19 protein-coding genes are annotated in these 16,638 nt (G+C 62.1%); 8 read left to right on the top strand and 11 right to left on the bottom strand.

Annotated elements, in window-relative coordinates; translation table 11 throughout:
- Positions 1–3 precede the first annotated feature (3 nt).
- Positions 4–483, top strand: coding sequence for a hypothetical protein (locus tag ACQ66M_RS11410; RefSeq protein ID WP_430403883.1), 480 nt, complete (start codon positions 4–6; stop codon positions 481–483).
- Here ACQ66M_RS11410 and ACQ66M_RS11405 read toward each other — a convergent pair.
- From ACQ66M_RS11405 to queC, 3 genes are read right to left on the bottom strand one after another with little or no spacing between them, the layout of a single operon-like run.
- A complete protein-coding gene (locus ACQ66M_RS11405; RefSeq protein WP_430403881.1) occupies positions 480–899 on the bottom strand; it encodes a 6-carboxytetrahydropterin synthase in 420 nt (139 codons plus the stop codon). The genes ACQ66M_RS11410 and ACQ66M_RS11405 overlap by 4 nt on opposite strands.
- Entirely contained in the window at positions 854–1,501 is a 648-nt protein-coding gene (queE, locus tag ACQ66M_RS11400) for a 7-carboxy-7-deazaguanine synthase (protein WP_430403879.1), read from the bottom strand. Before queE ends, ACQ66M_RS11405 begins: the two co-directional genes overlap by 46 nt.
- Entirely contained in the window at positions 1,498–2,205 is a 708-nt protein-coding gene (gene queC / locus ACQ66M_RS11395; RefSeq protein ID WP_430403877.1) for a 7-cyano-7-deazaguanine synthase QueC, read from the bottom strand. The genes queE and queC overlap by 4 nt, the downstream gene beginning before the upstream one ends.
- A 223-nt stretch (positions 2,206–2,428) precedes the next feature.
- On the opposite strand from queC, the gene ACQ66M_RS11390 reads away from it, so the two are divergent.
- Both ACQ66M_RS11390 and ACQ66M_RS11385 read left to right on the top strand, forming a co-directional pair.
- Complete coding sequence (locus ACQ66M_RS11390) at positions 2,429–5,296, top strand: TonB-dependent receptor (protein ID WP_430403875.1); 2,868 nt, start codon at positions 2,429–2,431, stop codon at positions 5,294–5,296.
- A gap of 148 nt (positions 5,297–5,444) precedes the next feature.
- The gene (locus ACQ66M_RS11385; protein ID WP_430403873.1) at positions 5,445–6,584 is read left to right on the top strand and encodes a PQQ-dependent sugar dehydrogenase; all 1,140 of its coding nucleotides are present in this window, start codon (positions 5,445–5,447) and stop codon (positions 6,582–6,584) included.
- A gap of 3 nt (positions 6,585–6,587) precedes the next feature.
- Here ACQ66M_RS11385 and recR read toward each other — a convergent pair whose 3' ends face one another.
- The 4 genes from recR to ACQ66M_RS11365 form a co-directional block, all read right to left on the bottom strand.
- Positions 6,588–7,199, bottom strand: a complete 612-nt coding sequence (gene recR / locus ACQ66M_RS11380; RefSeq protein ID WP_350171313.1) for a recombination mediator RecR — start codon at positions 7,197–7,199, stop codon at positions 6,588–6,590.
- Between the two features lie 10 nt (positions 7,200–7,209).
- Complete coding sequence (locus ACQ66M_RS11375; RefSeq protein ID WP_350171314.1) at positions 7,210–7,536, bottom strand: YbaB/EbfC family nucleoid-associated protein; 327 nt, start codon at positions 7,534–7,536, stop codon at positions 7,210–7,212.
- Positions 7,537–7,553: 17 nt separating this feature from the next.
- Positions 7,554–9,245 (bottom strand): DNA polymerase III subunit gamma/tau, encoded by a 1,692-nt coding sequence (locus tag ACQ66M_RS11370; RefSeq protein WP_430403871.1) that lies wholly within the window; start codon positions 9,243–9,245, stop codon positions 7,554–7,556.
- Between the two features lie 75 nt (positions 9,246–9,320).
- Positions 9,321–10,103: a tyrosine-protein phosphatase gene (locus tag ACQ66M_RS11365; RefSeq protein WP_350171316.1), complete on the bottom strand. Its 783-nt coding sequence runs from the start codon at positions 10,101–10,103 to the stop codon at positions 9,321–9,323.
- 132 nt (positions 10,104–10,235) lie between these two features.
- On the opposite strand from ACQ66M_RS11365, the gene ACQ66M_RS11360 reads away from it, so the two are divergent.
- The 3 genes from ACQ66M_RS11360 (at position 10,236) to ACQ66M_RS11350 (ending at position 12,600) form a co-directional block, all read left to right on the top strand.
- Positions 10,236–10,799 (top strand): lipid-binding SYLF domain-containing protein, encoded by a 564-nt coding sequence (locus ACQ66M_RS11360; RefSeq protein ID WP_350171317.1) that lies wholly within the window; start codon positions 10,236–10,238, stop codon positions 10,797–10,799.
- 151 nt (positions 10,800–10,950) lie between these two features.
- Positions 10,951–11,529: a cytochrome b/b6 domain-containing protein gene (locus tag ACQ66M_RS11355; RefSeq protein WP_430403869.1), complete on the top strand. Its 579-nt coding sequence runs from the start codon at positions 10,951–10,953 to the stop codon at positions 11,527–11,529.
- Between the two features lie 192 nt (positions 11,530–11,721).
- Positions 11,722–12,600: a hypothetical protein gene (locus ACQ66M_RS11350; protein ID WP_430403867.1), complete on the top strand. Its 879-nt coding sequence runs from the start codon at positions 11,722–11,724 to the stop codon at positions 12,598–12,600.
- A 78-nt stretch (positions 12,601–12,678) separates the two neighbouring features.
- Here ACQ66M_RS11350 and ACQ66M_RS11345 read toward each other — a convergent pair whose 3' ends face one another.
- The 3 genes from ACQ66M_RS11345 to ACQ66M_RS11335 are packed head-to-tail and all read right to left on the bottom strand — an operon-like array spanning position 12,679 to position 14,686.
- Positions 12,679–14,130: an AMP nucleosidase gene (locus tag ACQ66M_RS11345; protein WP_350171320.1), complete on the bottom strand. Its 1,452-nt coding sequence runs from the start codon at positions 14,128–14,130 to the stop codon at positions 12,679–12,681.
- A complete protein-coding gene (locus ACQ66M_RS11340) occupies positions 14,127–14,357 on the bottom strand; it encodes a DUF2061 domain-containing protein (RefSeq protein ID WP_350171321.1) in 231 nt (76 codons plus the stop codon). The genes ACQ66M_RS11345 and ACQ66M_RS11340 overlap by 4 nt, the downstream gene beginning before the upstream one ends.
- Positions 14,358–14,383: 26 nt before the next feature.
- Positions 14,384–14,686 (bottom strand): hypothetical protein, encoded by a 303-nt coding sequence (locus ACQ66M_RS11335; RefSeq protein WP_430403865.1) that lies wholly within the window; start codon positions 14,684–14,686, stop codon positions 14,384–14,386.
- Positions 14,687–14,988: 302 nt separating this feature from the next.
- Between ACQ66M_RS11335 and ACQ66M_RS11330 the strand changes: the two genes are divergently transcribed.
- Entirely contained in the window at positions 14,989–15,339 is a 351-nt protein-coding gene (locus tag ACQ66M_RS11330) for a UrcA family protein (protein ID WP_430403863.1), read from the top strand.
- Between the two features lie 256 nt (positions 15,340–15,595).
- A complete protein-coding gene (locus tag ACQ66M_RS11325) occupies positions 15,596–16,222 on the top strand; it encodes an energy transducer TonB (protein ID WP_430403861.1) in 627 nt (208 codons plus the stop codon).
- Here ACQ66M_RS11325 and ACQ66M_RS11320 read toward each other — a convergent pair.
- On the bottom strand, positions 16,219–16,629 hold the full coding sequence (locus ACQ66M_RS11320) for a DUF4345 domain-containing protein (RefSeq protein ID WP_430403859.1): 411 nt from the start codon (positions 16,627–16,629) through the stop codon (positions 16,219–16,221). The genes ACQ66M_RS11325 and ACQ66M_RS11320 overlap by 4 nt on opposite strands.
- Positions 16,630–16,638: the final 9 nt, after the last annotated feature.

Below are 16,638 nucleotides of genomic sequence, written 5' to 3'. Positions count from 1 at the left end.
CCCATGAAATACGTACTCGCAGCCGCCGCGACCGCCATGCTTTTTGCCCCCGCCGCGCTGGCGACCGAAATCTCGATCGGCTATTCAGCCGATTTCGAGAAATCGCTCGAAGATGATTACGGCACGCGGGAGGGCACCTATCTCGCCGGGAAGATCGAGCAGGACCTGATGCGCGAATTCGAGTCTGCCGGCCTCGACGTCGACCGGGTCCTGGTGACAATCGAACGGGCCGTGCCCAGCAAGCCGACCTTCAAGCAGCTCGGCGACACGCCGGGCCTCGACTATGGCGACTCAGTCAGCATTGGCGGCATGAAACTGACGGCCACTGCGTTCGACGCGAGTGGCGCCGAAATGGGCAGCCTGACCTATGACTGGTTTGAAAACGATATCCGTCAGACCGGCCTGACGACCTGGTATGATGCCAACAAGGCCTCGGATCGTTTCGCCCGCAAGTTCGCCAAGAAGCTCCAGAGCAAGAGCTAGAGCACCAGCTCGCAGCGCTCGTTGAGGCTTGGCCGGGACACGGCAACCCGGCTGAGCCCCGGCAGGCCGGGTGCGAGATCGGCTGCGGCCCAGAGGCAGATACGCTCCAGGGTCGGCACGGCGAGCCCGTCAATTTCGTTGAGCAGCTTGTGGTCCAGCTTTCCGGCTGTCGCCTGCAGGCTGGCTGTCAGACGCGAGAAATCCTCGACCCATTGCTCGCCCGGCTTGACCGTGCCGGATACGGTTGCTTCCAGCAGGAAGGAATGCCCGTGAACATTGCGATAGGGATGTCCCTCGGGCTTGCCGCCCATATAATGGGCAGCCTCGAAATTCACCGATTTGGTGATCGCGAAGACGCGGCCTTCCGGTGTCAGGGAAGCCCGATCAGTTTGTGGGTTTGCAAGCTCAGTCGCCATTGGGGATTCTTCATACAATAGGTCGTTGCGCCCTGCAGGTTCTGGGCCGCATGGGGATCGTCCTTCGGTTGCAGGAAAAAGTGCGAAAAGTCCAGTTGCGAGAACCGTTCCGGCTGCGCTTCGGGCTCGTCCTGCGGAAACACGAGTTTCAGCTCGTTACCGCGCGTCTGCACCAGCGGCGCATTGGCCTTGGGGCTGACGCAGATCCAGTCGAGCCCTTCAGGGGCGGCAATCGTGCCATTGGTCTCGACGCCGATTTCAAATCCTTCGGCCTTGAGGGCCGCAATCAGGGGCGCATCGAGCTGGAGCAGCGGCTCGCCGCCGGTGCAGACGACATAGGCCGGGCGCGCGGAGCCCGCTTCGGCCTCCCAGACAGCCCTGACATGCGCCGCGAGGTCGGCAGCGGTGCGGAACTTGCCGCCATTCACGCCATTCGTGCCGACAAAATCCGTGTCGCAGAAGCGGCAGACGGCAGTGTCCCGGTCGCGTTCGAGCCCCGACCACAGGTTGCATCCGGCAAAGCGCAGGAAAACCGCCGCGCGGCCGGTCTGCGCGCCTTCACCCTGCAACGTGTAATAGGCTTCCTTGACAGTCCAGGTCATGCCGCGCCCTTCCAGCGTGTCCAGCCCGACGCGCGCAGTTCACAGGCCGGGCACGTGCCGCAGCCATACCCCCAATCGTGCCGGCGGGTGCGGTCACCAAGATAGCAGGTGTGCGTCTGCTCGATGATGAGGTCGACGAGGGCCGTGCCACCCAGCCGTTCGGCCATGGCCCAGGTTGCCGCCTTGTCGATGTGCATCAGCGGCGTCTCGATGCGGATGTCGGTGTCCAGCCCGAGGCGCAGGGTCTGCTCCTGCGCCGCCATCGTGGTGGCCCGGCAATCGGGATAGCCCGAATAGTCGGTCTCGCACATTCCGCCGATGAGGACAGACAGCCCCCGGCGATAGGCCAGCGCCCCGGCCAGCGTGAAGAATAGCAGGTTCCGTCCGGGGACGAATGTGGATGGCAGGCCTGCCTGGGTCATCTCGATGGCGACGTCATCGGTCATGGCGCTCTGGCCGAGACGCTTGAGGACACTGGCGTCGAGCATGTGATCCGGCCCGAGACGCTCGCCCCATGCGGGAAACCGGTCGCGAATCGACTCCCGAAAGGCGCTGCGGCATTCAAGTTCGACCCGATGACGCTGCCCGTAATCGAAGCCGACCGTCTCCACACGCCCATAGCGTGCCAGGGCGTCTGCCAGGCAGGTCGCAGAATCCTGTCCGCCGGAAAAAAGGACGAGTGCTGATATGTGATCTGGTTTCATTGCGGGGCTCTACCAGCCCCTACGTAAAGGGCCAAGTCGGCAGCGTTACATTTATGACACCTGCGTCAAATCAAATGCATGGCAGCCATGCAAACCTGTTGACAATACCCCTCCACTCAATTTCTGATGTGCGATGAAGTGGTCCCGTTAATGAGGACGCTCGGAAAAATATCACATTTCGCGGCCTGCAATCCCGACGGGCCCGAGGGGAGGAAAATTTAGAATGACACGGAAAACAGACTCGAAAACCGTCTTGTTCGCGAGCGCGTCTGCGCTGGCAATCGGACTGTTCGGTCAGTCGGCCTGGGCTCAGGACGCCGACGTGCCGGAATCGACCCGCACGCTGGCGACCGTCACGGTCACCACGCAGAAAACCGAACAATCCATCCAGGATGTTCCGATCGCCGTTTCGGCTTTCGATGAAGATGCGATCAACCGCCTCCAGCTGACTGGCGGCGCTGACCTCGTGAAAGCCGTTCCGAACGTGTCGTTCACGAAGGGCAACTTCACGGGCAGCAACTTCAAGATCCGCGGTATCGGCAACGACGCCGTTGCGCAATCGTCGGATGCCGGCGTCGGTATCCACCAGAACGATGTGCCGCTCGGCGCGAACTTCCTGTACGAGCAGGAATATTTCGACATCGAGCGCGTCGAGGTCCTGCGCGGTCCTCAGGGTACGCTGTATGGCCGCAACTCGACCGGCGGTGTTGTGAACATTATCACGCGCAAGCCGGTTTTCGGTGAATTCCAGGCCGATGCCGCACTGACCTATGGCAATTACAACACGCTCAAGGGCCAGGGCATGGTCAACGTGCCGGTTGGCGAGAAAGTGGCCCTGCGCGTTGCAGGCGCCATCACGACGCGCGACGGCTATACCGACAACACGGTCACGGGCAACGACGTCAACGGCCGCGAGCTGTGGTCGGTGCGCGCCACCCTCGGCTTCGAGCCAACCGACAATTTCCGCGGCTGGCTGTCCTACGAGCACTTCGACGAGGATGATGACCGCATCCGCGCCGGCAAGCAGCTCTGTAAGAAAGACCCGACCAAGACCAGCTTTGCCGGTATTCCGATCACGGGCCTCGACACGCTCGTCACCTCACTCGGCTGTCAGAACGCCCCTCTCAGCGACAGCTATGACCGGGTGAACTCTGCCGGTACGCTGGGTGGTGGCCTCGGCATTATCGCCGGCCTGCTGAACGGCGATGCGTTCAACACACCGCTGGACCCGAACCTGCGCAATATCGAATCGGCGCTTGATCCGGTCTACAAGGCCCAGCAGGATCTCTATACACTCAAGCTTGAGCTGGACATTGGTAACAGCCTCAAGTTGACCTCGCTGACCAGCCGCAACGAAACCGACCAGGTTTCGGTCGACGATTACAACAAGATCGCGCCGACAATCGCCTTCAACACAACGGCAGGACCATTCTTTCTCGCACCGGGCGCAGAGGCGGTCTACGACCTGCTCTTCCCGGGCGGTGTCGTATCCGACCCGCAACTCGGTGTATCGAACCTGTTCCGCACGTTCGATGTCTCGGGCGGCGCCACCGAGACGACAACACAGGAATTCCGCCTGCAGTCTTCCTATGATGGTCCGTTCAACTTCAATCTCGGCATGATCTATGTCGATGGCGAAGCGATTGACCCGCAGGACAACCAGGCCGGTTATTACGTTCTGTCCAACTCGCTGTCAGCGCTTACCCAGCTGAACAACGCCCTGGGCGGCGCAGTCTTCGGTGGCCTGACACCGCTTGACGAATCCAACCCCGATGATGACGGCAATGTGCTGAATTCCCTCGAGGGCTTTGGCCGGAACTATTTCCGCTCGCTGTCTCCTTACCGCCTGAAGTCGAAAGCCTTCTTCGGCGAAGGTTACTACGACATCACGGACGAGCTGAAATTCACGCTCGGCCTGCGTTACACCAACGATGAAAAAGAGCAGGATGTCGTGCCTTCGGCCCTGTTCACACCGGTCGCGGCGCTGCCGGAAGCCGGCGTTCCGATCGGCCTCCTTACGGCGGATTTCCAGGAAACAACCGGCCGTATCGGTCTTGACTGGTCGCCAACACTTGCGGCCACGGATGACACGCTGGTCTACGCGTTCTACTCCAAGGGCTACAAGGGCGGCGGCATCAACCCGCCACAGCCTGCCGGTGCGAACCTGTTCCCTCAGACGTTCGATCCGGAATTCATCGACGCGTTCGAACTTGGTACAAAGAACACGTTTGCCAACAACACCCAGTCGCTCAACGTGACCGGCTTCTACTATGACTACCAGGGCTACCAGATCACCCAGATCGTCAACCGGACCTCGGCGAACTTCAACGTCGATGCCAAGATCAGCGGTCTCGAAGTCGAGTATCTCTGGACACCGGCGGACAACTGGCTGCTGACAGCCAATCTCGGCCTGTTGAATTCCGAACTGCAGGGCACGACGGGTATCGACGTGCTTGACCGGACGAATGGCGATCCGAACTTCGTCACGATCAAGAACGCTTCGAGCTATTCGAACTGCGTCGTCTCGGCCCAGGGTTATGCCACTGTGCTCGGGGCGATCCAGGGCGGAGCGCTCGCCAATGGGTCCACGCGCGGGCTCTGCGCCGGTGCCTTTGCCGGAAGTGAGGCCGCCTTCGGTCTCGGCAACGTGACCTATGTCGACGGCGATGGCGTGACCCAGACGATCGGCGCACTGACACCGTTCGACGGCATCTCCAAGGACCTGGACGGCAATTCGCTGCCGGGTGCACCGGAGATGACACTGAACCTGGCCGCCGAGTACACGTTCAATTCCGTGAACAATTCGGCCTGGGACATGACCGTGCGAGGCGACTTCTACTACCAGGCTGACAGCTACAGCCGCGTCTTCAACACCCAGCGCGATGAACTCGACAGCTGGACCAACCTCAACCTCTCGCTTGTGCTGGCCAATGAAGAGAGCGGATGGGGCGTTGAGGCGTTCGCCAAGAACATCACCGACGAAGAAGTCATCACGGGTGCCTACCTGACCGATGACAGCTCGGGCCTGTTCACCAACATCTTCCTGACCGAGCCTGCCCTTTACGGCATCACGGTCCGGAAATCCTGGTAGTTCATACCAAATCCGGCGCGGGCAGACAGATCCGCGCCGGCATCCAAACTGGGGGCAGCTCATCCGGGCTGCCCCTTTTTTGTTTGGTTCGCGCGGCGCACCGCACTATCGTCTGGTCAGACCTTCCAACACAAGGACCCGAGTTTCCATGCGTCTCATCACTGCCAGCCTCGCATCCAGCCTGTTCCTCGCCGCGTGCAGCAATGCCGATATCCAGACACCGGCCGTCTCCAGCGACACCACGCTCAAGCTCACCCAGGTAGTGGCCGAAGCGGAGTTTCCATGGGGCATGGTCTTCCTGCCGAATGGCGACCTGCTGTTCACCGAAAAGGAGGGCGGCCTCAAGCGCGTGGCGGGCGGCGAAGGCACGCCGGTCGCCGTCAGTGGCATGCCTGAAGCCTATACAGAGCGGCAGGCAGGCTATCTCGGCCTGGCACTGGACCCGGATTTCGGGACGAACCGGCTGGTCTATGTGGCCTATTCAAAAGGCAACGCCGCAGACAATATGACGGCCATCATCCAGGCCCGCCTGAGTGATGATGGCAACGCACTGGAAAACGTGACCGAGATTTTCGCGGCCGACACGCGCAACACGGCGCTGCACTATGGCGCGCGCCTGCAATTCGCTGCGGATGGCACGCTTTACGCCACGCTGGGCGACGGCTTTGCCTTCATGGACCTGGCGCAGGATCCGAAAGCCACGCACGGATCGGTCATCCGCATCAATGCCGATGGCAGCATTCCGGAGGACAACCCGTTTGCGGATGGCACGGTTGGCCATCCGGCGGTCTGGTCCTATGGCCACCGCAACCCGCAGGGTCTCTATTATGATGCCGACACCGACACGCTCTATTCCACCGAACATGGCCCCAAGGGCGGTGACGAGCTGAACCTGATCCGCAAGGGGGCCAATTACGGCTGGCCGACAGTCACCTATGGCGTCAACTATGACGGCACCATCATCACCAGCAAGACCGAAGCGGAAGGCATGGAACAGCCCCTGACATACTGGGTGCCGTCAATTGCGGCGTCGGGCCTGACCAAGCTGACAAGCGACGTCTATCCCGGCTGGAAGGGCGACCTGTTCACCGGCGGCATGAATGGCCCGGCTGGATTGAAACTGGTCCGCATCGACATGGAAGACGGCAAGGTGGCCGGCCGTGAAGACCTGCTGACCGGTGACGCCGAGAGCTTCCCGATTCGCGACGTGATCCAGGGCCCGGACGGGCACCTCTATGTCGCGACCAAGAACATGGACGGCATCTATCGGGTGGATGTCGTCGAGTAGGCGCTAGGTCTTCACATCGCGGCGTGACCGCAGGGCGGCGGCCAGCGTGCCGTCGTCAAGATGGTCGAGTTCACCGCCCACAGGCACGCCATGGGCCAGCCGGGTAATGTCGGCGCCGAGGCCTTCGAGCTGGTCAGCCACATAATGGGCGGTGGTCTGGCCGTCGACTGTGGCGTTAAGGGCCAGGATGACTTCACGGATGCCGCCGCGTTCGACCCGCGCGACGAGCGGCCCGATATTCAGATCGTCCGGCGTGACGCCGTCAATGGCCGACAGAACACCGCCCAGCACATGATAGCGGCCGCGAAACGACCCGCCACGCTCCAGCGCCCAGAGGTCCGGCACGTCCTCGACAACACAGATGAGGCCATCGTCGCGGCCATCGGCCCGGCAGATGGCGCAGGGCTGTACCGTGTCGAAATTCCCGCAGGTCTCGCACCGCGCGATCTTTTCGCCTGCGTCGCGCAGGGCATCGGCCAGTGGCAGCAGGATCTGGTCCTTGCGTTTCAACAGGAACAGCACCGCTCGCCGGGCCGAGCGCGGGCCGAAACCCGGCAGGCGCGCCATCAGCTCGATCAGGCGGAGGAGTTCAGGACCGGCGGAGCGTTGTGACATGGAGCTGCGATCAGAAAGGCAGCTTGAAGCCGGGGAGCATGCCGCCGCCGAGGCCCTGGGTGGCGGTTTTCATGGCCTCTTCCATGGCCTGGTCGAGGCGCTTTCGGGCGTCCGAATGGGCCGCCTTCAGGAGATCCTCGAGAATTTCCGGGTCGTCGCCCGTCAGTGACGGGTCGATCTGCACGGAGATCAGTTCGCCCTTGCCCTTCAGGCGCACCCGGACCAGGCCTGCGCCGGCGACACCGTCTGCTTCGGTGGCTTCGATCTTTGTCTGGGCCTCCTGCATCCTGGTCTGCATTTCCTGGGCTTGCTGCATGATCTTGGCGAGGTCTACCATGGCGGGTCTTCCTGTATCTAGCGACGGGAATTGAGGCTGATGACATTGTCAGCCGGAGCGTCGGATTCAAGCGGCTGCGGCTCAATGACATCAACAATGGTTGCGCCCGGCAGGTTTTGCAGGGCGGCGATCACGGCCGGGTGCGCGGCGGCAGAGGCAAAGCGCTCCTGGCGGGTGCGGATTTCAATCTGGCGCACGGTCTCGCCGCCGCCGGACACCTGCTGGACCGTCCAGTCCATACCGGTTTCGTATTCGAGAAATTTCCGGAGGCGGGCGAGCAGGTCTGCCGGGGCGTTCGGTTCCAGCTCGCAGGCGAGATGGCCGGGCGTGATCGCGGCGGGCCTCACGAAGCGTTCGAGTTCGACCTGAAGGTTCACTTCGCGCAATTCATCGAGGCGGACAATGATGTCGGCAAAGCTGGCGATGCCGCCGGGCTGGGGCGGCGCCTCCTGGGGGGCGTCAGGCTTTCCCGGCGAGGCACTGCCTCCGGCGGCAATCATGCGGGCGGCCTCTTCCGGCGATGGCAGGCGGCTGGCCGCCGAAAGGCGCAGGAGCACCATGTTGAGCGCCGTCGCGGTATCGGGCGCGGTCTGAAGGTCGTTGAAGCCGGAGAGCAGTATCTGCCAGCAGCGCGAGGCCTGGGCAGGCGTCAGCTTCTGGGAGAGGGCCTGTGTGCGGGCCGTCCAGTCGGCCGGGCCGCCAGGGTCATAGTCGCCGCCGGTTGCCTGCGCGACGGCGACATCGGCGGCAATGTCCATCAGGTCCTTAAGGATGACGGAAGGGTCTGCCCCGGCATGGACCTGGTCCCTGATCTCACCGAGCGCGGCCTTCGCGTCGCCATTGACGGCAAAGCTGAACGCGTCAAGCAGGCGGCCCCGGTCGCCAAGGCCGAGCATGTCGCGCACGGCGGGGCCGGAGACTTCATCACCGTGCATGGTCTGGACGATGGCCTGGTCGAGAATGGACAGCGCGTCGCGCACCGAGCCTTCGGCGGCGCGGGCGATGAGGGCGAGGCCTTCTTCGGAGACTTTGGCGCCTTCGCGGTCGGCGATACGCTTCAGGTGGGCGGCGAGTTCGGCCGAATCGAGCCGCTTCAGGTCAAACCGCTGGCATCGCGACAGGACGGTGACCGGCACCTTGCGGATCTCTGTCGTGGCGAAGATGAATTTCACATGCGGCGGGGGCTCTTCCAGCGTCTTCAGCAGCGCGTTGAATGCGGCTGTCGACAGCATGTGAACTTCGTCGATGATATAGACCTTGTAGCGCGCCGAGACGGGCGCGTAGCGGGCCCCGTCGAGCAGGTCGCGCATGTCGGCGACGCCGGTGCGGGAGGCGGCGTCGAGTTCCAGCACGTCCGGATGGCGGCTGGCCATGATGGCATCGCAATGCTCGCCAGGCGGGTCGAGATGGATGGACGGGCCGTCATGGCCTTCGCGGCGGTAATTGAGGCCACGGGCGAGCAGGCGCGCCGTGGTCGTCTTGCCCACGCCGCGCACGCCGGTGAGCATGAAGGCATGGGCGATGCGGCCTGTTTCGAACGCGTTGGAAAGCGTGCGGACCATGGCCTCCTGGCCGATCAGGTCGGTGAACAGGCGCGGGCGGTATTTACGGGCGAGAACCTGATAGGACCTGGGCGATTCGGACGCGGCCTCGTCTCCGAACATGGAGAAGGTCTGGTCATCGCGTTCAGGGATATCGGATTCGCTCATCGCGGGGACTTTAGCGGCTTCGGGCGGAGGGGGGCAAGGAAACAAAGCGGAGGCTCATCCTGAGCGAAGTCCGCATCAGTCCGGTTCGATCAGCCGGTCGCGAATCGCTTTCTGCATGGCGTCATCCACGAAGAGCGTGTCTGAGAGGTAGGCGTCAATCGAGCCGGAATTCGCGGTAATGGTTGTAAAGGCGGTTTCCAGATAGCGCAGACGGACGCCGAGAAACGGGCGGTAGACTTCGACATCATGGTGCTTGCCCAGCATGTCGTTGAAATATTTCGCCGCTTCGGGAAGAAAAAGGGACACGTTAACGGCCTTGTTGGTGAGGTCGTAATCAGTGCGGATGTCCTCATCGCTGACGCCGAGGATGTGATGGGTCAGCGCGCAGAGGATGCCGGTGCGGTCCTTGCCGGCGGCGCAGTTGACGACGCCTGCGCCATCGCCTTCGAGGCCGGCCAGATGGCGGAACCAGTCGGAGAACAATTCAGTATGATGCGGCTTGTAGGGGGCAAGCCGGTAATAATCGTTCATCCAGCCATCGGCGGACGCGGCGTCCACCTCCAGCTGCGTCAGGAAGCGCGTATGGGGCGCGTCGGTCTCGCGGCCGCCATCATGCGTGATCGTATTGGGAGCCGACCATTTGCCGGGTTGTTTCTCGCGCTCGTCCGGGCGGCGCAGGTCTGCCTGCAGGTGGATGCCAAGATCGGCAATCTTTTCAAGGTCAGCCTCGGTGGCCTCAGCATAGTGACCGGAGCGGTAGAGGCGGCCTTTCCTGACCGTGCCGCCATGGCGCGAGGCATAGCCGCCAAAGTCACGGAAATTGCGAACACCGTCAAACGGGAGAATGCGATCTTTCATGGAAACTGAGCTAGCGCGGCATGACGCAATCGTCCAGAGCGCCGCGAGGGAACCCGTTGAATAGGCGGAACAAGTTGTACGCACCTGCGTAGAGCGGTAAGATTGATCATATGCCTGAACAGGAGACCCCTCATGGCAAAATTCCGTTCCAAACTCCTCGCCGCCTGCCTTCTCGTTGGCGCGCCAGCCCTCGCCACGGCCTGTAACAGCCTGCCGAACGAGATCAGCCGCCAGGACATCGATTCAGATAGCCAGCAGGCGCTGAACAAGCTGACATCTGAAAACGCGGCTGCCCGCGCCATTGCAGGCCAGTCGCGCGCCGTTCTGATCTTCCCGTCCATCGTGAAAGCCGGCCTTGGTGTTGGCGGTGCGTTTGGTGAAGGCCAGATGCGCAAGGGCGGCACCGTGACCGACTATTACAGCACGTTCACCGGCTCGTGGGGCCTTCAGGCCGGCGCGCAGCAATATGGCTATGCCGTATTCCTGATGAACAATGACGCGGTGAAATATGTCGAAGACTCCGATGGCTGGGAAATCGGCGTCGGCCCGACAGTTGTGCTGGTCAATGCCGGCATGGCTGAGAACCTGTCGACCTCGACACTGAAGGAAGACGCCTATGCGTTCATCTTCAACCAGAAAGGCCTGATGGCCGGTGTCAGCATCGAAGGCACGAAGATCACCAAGCTGGAGAAATGAGCTTTCGGGTCTTAAACTGAGTTGGATGGCGGGCGTTCCTTCGGGGGCGCCTGTCGTCTTTTGGGATGGGACTCTACGTATGGACGCTTCAAGGATCGCTCTCTAGCTCAATGCAGTCCCTTCGAGACGAGAGGTGCCTGCGATGAACGTCATGAGCCGCGTAAGACTCTATCATGCGACGCTCGCCAGTCTGGCGATCCTTGCTTACCTCACAGGTGAAATTTTTCCCGCCCACGCCTGGCTGGGCTATGGCGTTGCCTTCGTGATTGCCGCGCGACTTGCCTGGGCGATCGGCGGCGAGCGACAGTTCGGGCTGACGCGCTTCTATCCCGACTTCTCAGGGCTGAAACTGAAGGGCGCAGCCACGCATCCCGCTATAAGCCGCACGCTGATGCTGGGCATCGCCCTCACCCTCGTGACCGCTACCGGAACCGGAATTGTCACGGATGGGGGCAGGTCCCTGCCCTCCTTGTCGGCCAATCTGGCAGCAACCCCCGCCATTGCGGGTGAACAGACTGAAGCGAAACGCGCCCGCGATCACGACGATGACCACGAACGGGAACGCGAAGGCGACGAGGGCCCGCTATCGGAAGTGCACGAACTGTCCGCGAACCTGCTTGTCCTGTTTGTCGGGCTGCACGTTGCCTATCTCATCCTGTTCAAGCGTCCGCTGGCAAAGTTCATGCTCTTCCTGCCGCGTGGCGCGAAGCCCAGGCCGCCCGCGACCTGACGGGCGGCTCGTCGAAGGCACGAAGACCGCAAAGCCTGATGCAAAACAGGTATGTCTGGTCTCCCTTGCGCCCGCCCTGTCCGCACATCAGGACCGGCGGGCGGCATGCGGTATGTTGTTTCAGGACTTGTCCTGTCTCGTTTTTCCCTTGATTGTTGTATCTGACGGCAGTTTCCAACATGGGGGGAAGGCATGTTTCCGGAATCGATCCTGCGCTGGATAGCGCTCAGCCTGCTGGGTGTTGTCACGTTCGTGTTCATCCTGCTTAGCGCGGCCGTGCTCAGCGGGCTGACCAATGAGCTGTTCCTGAATTTCCTCGACCTGACCTGGCCGCCGCAGGAAGCCCTGACCGAGTTCGAGATCGAATCGCGCCGGGACCTGTCCTTCTCCATCCTCAATTATGGCATCACTGCGCTCGGCACGGCCTGGGTCGCGTCGTTCGCCTATCTCGTGGTGATGCGGAACCAGCAGAAGCAGGCCGAACAGCAGCTGAGCCTCGAGCGGCTGAAGCTGACCACCGATCTCGACACGCAGATCCTCGATATTCTCGAGGCCGAGGCTGTGGTGGATTTTGCCAGTGATGGCAGCCTGAGCCGCGTACGGCTGATCACCGTGCTGGACCGCAATACCGAATGGCGCCCTGGCACGGACCGCAACTGGAAATACCGCGAGGGCGACCGGACCGTGCCCTTCGTGCAGACCTCCAGTGTCGTCAGCAAGGACGCGGAAGTGAGCGTGACGGCACTGCACCATTACATTGCCTGGATCCGGCGGATTGCCCGGGCGACGGAAACGGGCGTCCTGATGGAGAAGGACATTCTCCTCTTCTGGCGCTGGATCGTGATCGGCTGCTACCGCAACCGCTACACATTCCTGCGGGATATTTTCTACAAGGATGACCTGGATGATTTCGTGCGGCTGGCCGACCAGATCGTGCGGACCGGGCGCACCCATGGGAGCGGGCAGGATTTCGTCGAATACCTGCGCGGCATCGGCGACCCGGACCTGATCGCGCTGCTGTCGGATGAGGCGAAGGCGATTGTGGCGCCGGAGGCTGTGGCGGCGGCATAGGCCCCACCTGCAAAGCAGTCGCCCCTCGTTCCCTGCCCTAGTCCCGAGGGAGAAGGGCGCGGGATGAAAGCGCGAGCCCTAGCGGAACGGCGGTTCGTCGAAGGCGCGGAGTTTGCGGCTGTGGATCTTTGCGCCCTTGTCGGCGGCGAGGGCTTCCAGCGTTTCGATCCCGATACGGATGTGTTCGCCGATGGCCCGTTCGTAGAAGCGGTTTGCCGCGCCGGGCAGCTTGATCTCTCCGTGGAGCGGCTTGTCGGAGACGCAGAGCAGCACGCCATAGGGCACACGCAGGCGGTAGCCATTGGCCGCAATCGTCGCGCTTTCCATGTCGATGGCGATGGCGCGCGACTTGTTGAACCGCCGGGCCGTGGCGGTGAAGCGCAGTTCCCAGTTGCGGTCATCGGTGGTGACGACTGTCCCCGTGCGCAGGCGGCGCTTGAGGGCCTCGCCGCTTTCGCCGGTGACCCGGGCGGCGGCTTCCTGCAGGGCGACCTGGACCTCGGCGATGGGCGGCACCGGGATTTCCGGCGGCAGCACGGCATCGAGCACATGGTCTTCACGCAGGTAGGCGTGGGCGAGGACATAGTCGCCGATGGACTGGCTGTGGCGCAGGCCGCCGCAATGGCCGACCATGAGCCAGACCTGCGGGCGCAGCACGGCGAGGTGATCGGTGATCGTCTTCGCATTGGACGGGCCGACACCGATATTGACCAGCGTGATGCCTGCCCCGTTGGGCGCGCGAAGGTGATAGGCGGGCATCTGGAACCGGCGCCACGGGGTGGCATCGATGTCGGCACGCGACGTGTCGGTGACGCTGGACACTTCAAGGCCGCCGGGCACGGACAGGGACGTGTAATGATTGTCGCCGCCGATCTGGGTCAGCGCCCAGTCGCAGAAGGCATCGACATACCGGTGGTAATTGGTGAACAGGACATAGTGCTGGAAATGCTCGACCGGGGTGCCGGTATAGTGCTGGAGACGCTTGAGCGAGAGGTCGACGCGGGGGGCATCGAACAAAGCCAGCGGATGGGTGTCATAGGGCTCGAACAGTTCGCCGTCGGCAACCTCGTCGCCAATGTCGGCCAGCTTTGGGCTGGGGAACCAGCGGGCAAGCTCGGCCGGGGAGATTTCCTCAAGCCCTTCGGCCTGGCCCTGTTCCCAGACATAGGCGTAGGGAATTTCCTGGCCGGAGCGTTCGACGACGACATCGACATCATAGTCGCGCATCAGGGGCGTGAGCTGCTCGATCAGGTAGGCCCGGAAGAAATCCGGCCGGGTGAAGGTGGAGATATATGTGCCCGCTTCCGACATCTTGCCGAAGGCGCGGCTGATCGGCGGCGGCGGGCCGTCCGGATCATAGGTCAGGCGGATCTGGGGATAGCAGAACGCCCCGCTTTCGCGCAGCTTGCGATCGGGGGCCGTGCCCTTGTGGAGGTAGAGATCGAGGGCCCCGGACAGGGCCTCGACGGCTTCGCTGTAGAGGCCTTCGAGGGCGTCAACAACGGCTTCAGGTGTAGTGAGTTTCGTCATGCACCCAATTGGCGGAAATGCGGCGCGACGTCAATTGGCGGGTGCTGATCCCCTGCCCGGCGCCAGGCCCGCTCGTGCAGCGTGTAGGCGACGGTCTGGACCAGGGGCTCGATCAGGCCGACGCCAAGGGCGATGCGCCAGTCTCGGGTCAGCACGAATGCCACCGTGACGGCGACCGTCAGGTGCATGAGGCTGTATGAGAGCGTTTTCAGCAGGTCGCGAGGCATTGGGCCGACTCCGGTTGGGACCGAAATCATATAGTGAGAATGATTCGCAATTGCCAGTTAATCCTGCATTCTTCTGCCATAGAGAAACTCGATGGCTGGTCAGGATGAACCCGGGAAACCCCGAAACGCCTGGCACCACTGGCATTTGCCGGAATGGCCCCTGTGTAAACAGCGAAGGAGCGTGCGGACGGCATATGCCCGCCATGACGGGGCGCGGGACTGCCAGAAGCAGCGCGTTTCTGCCAGAGCCGCAGAGAATCAATTAAAGTATTGTTTTTATTGATTTTTTTTCTTTTCCCCAATGCGGCGAAGCCCTGAAGATACGTCATAAATGCATAGCAGACGTGACATTTTCCTGATGCTCTGACGCGTTTCAGATGAAGCTTTGGGCAAGTGCGCTCACAATTCAGGCGATGGCTATTGCAGGTACAGGTTTTGACCGAAAATTCGCAAAACAGCGGTTGCTTTGCTGCGTGTGCGAGCACAATATTGCAGTGCAGCATGAGTTGGCTGTTCCCGGTTGGCCAATGCATTGATGAGCGCATTACAGGGAACAGTGATCATAAGGCTCAGCTGCGGGGGGAGTTTCCTGCCGGAATTTTCCGGCGCTAACTTCTAAAGGGCTATACCCATGTTGAAACCAATCGCATCGATCATGGCCGCGGCCATGATCCTGTCGCCTCTCGCTGTTGCCGGAGAATTGAAGCCTGTCACGGTGAGCATCTCCTATGAAAAGACCTTGCTGGCATCCGAAACCGGCGCCACTGAAGTGCTGAAGAGCATCAAGTCCCAGGCAAAGGCTGCCTGCACGTCCTACACGCCAACCATTTCGGGCTTCTACACCGACACCAAGTGCGTCAAAACACTGGTGGAATCGGCCGTGTCGAAGATCAGGGACCAGCAGGCTCAGGAAGGTTTTGCCACTGCCGGCGTGTTTGCCAGCAATACTGCGATGACCCACACCGACGCTGAACAACGCTAGGCCATTTCCTCCCGGTCTTGTGCGTTGGAGGGGCCGCCCGCGGCCATGGGCGGCCCCTCACTTGACTCGACGTTACGTTCCAGGCGAGCGGCCACACGGTGACGTTCCGCACACGCCTGATGACACCTTCACTCGTGAAATGAGAGGGCTGGGCCCTGCCCCGATTATGATTGACAGGCGCCATTTTTATAACATTATTACATAACAAAATTGAGAGAGCCGGATAACCGGCCCGCCCCATACGGAGGAAATGCGCATGCTGAACTCGACTGCCCACCGCACACCGATGGCTGCGCTGATGGCCCTGCCGATTGCCTATGGACTGTTCCTGTTGATGAGCACGCTGATCGAGGTGAAGGGGATTACGCTCGCAGAGCCTGCGACACGCATCCTTGGCATGATCACGCCGCAATTGCCGGAGACGAATGACGAGATCCGGAAACGCCCGAAGCCGCAGATGCTTGACGCGGCCACCAAGCCACCGCCCCCGCCTGCCCTGTCGACCACCCAGGCGGATATCCACCTGCCTGTTCCGGTCATTGGCGGCGCGGCGCCGGGTTCATTGCTTCCGATCCGCCTGAACCTGCCGGCAATCTCGCCGGTGGTTGTGTCATCACGCGGATACCAGGTGATCCGGCCGCCCATGCCGGTCTATCCGGGCAAGGCGGCAACGCGCGGCCTTTCGGGATCGTGCAGTGTCGCCTTCGCCATCGATACGCGCGGCAAGCCGTTCAACGTGTCGGCAGCCTGCACCGATCCGGTATTCAAGAGCGAGGCCGAGCGGTCTGTCCTGAAGGCCGAGTTTGCGCCGCAGCTTGTCGACGGGCAGTTCGTGAGCGTGAGCGGCCTGGAATATCCGCTGGAATTCAAGCTGGCGGATTAGACATCCTTTCGCGCGGGCGACCCGCGATGAGCCAGAAGCGCCAGACCGCAAGCCGTGCCGATCACGCATTCGAGCATGGCAACCAGAACCAGCGCCTGGCCAGGTGAGCCGTCGACTGCCATGCTGACCAGGCGCGCAGCGCCATAGGAGAGGTAGAGCAGCGTGGCGAGCGCTAGCGCCGGCCGGATGAGCCGGTGCCGGACGGCACCTGCGAGGATGAACAGGCTGCCGGCGAGTATCGGCCCGCCTGCGGCGCGTATTTCATTGGCGAGGTTCACGTCGCTGCCAAGATGAATGCCGCTGGTGGCATGGAACGCGACGGGCGCGAAGACGATGCCTGCGCCGACGGACAGGCCAACCATACCGGCAAGGCCCAGCAGGCCCCGTGTGAATAATGAGTCCGGCATGCGTTTCTC

It is taken from the genome of Hyphomonas sp. (assembly GCF_965284475.1).
In the GTDB taxonomy this organism is placed as follows: Bacteria; Pseudomonadota; Alphaproteobacteria; order Caulobacterales; family Hyphomonadaceae; genus Hyphomonas.
This window is presented reverse-complemented; position numbering and strand designations above follow the sequence as displayed.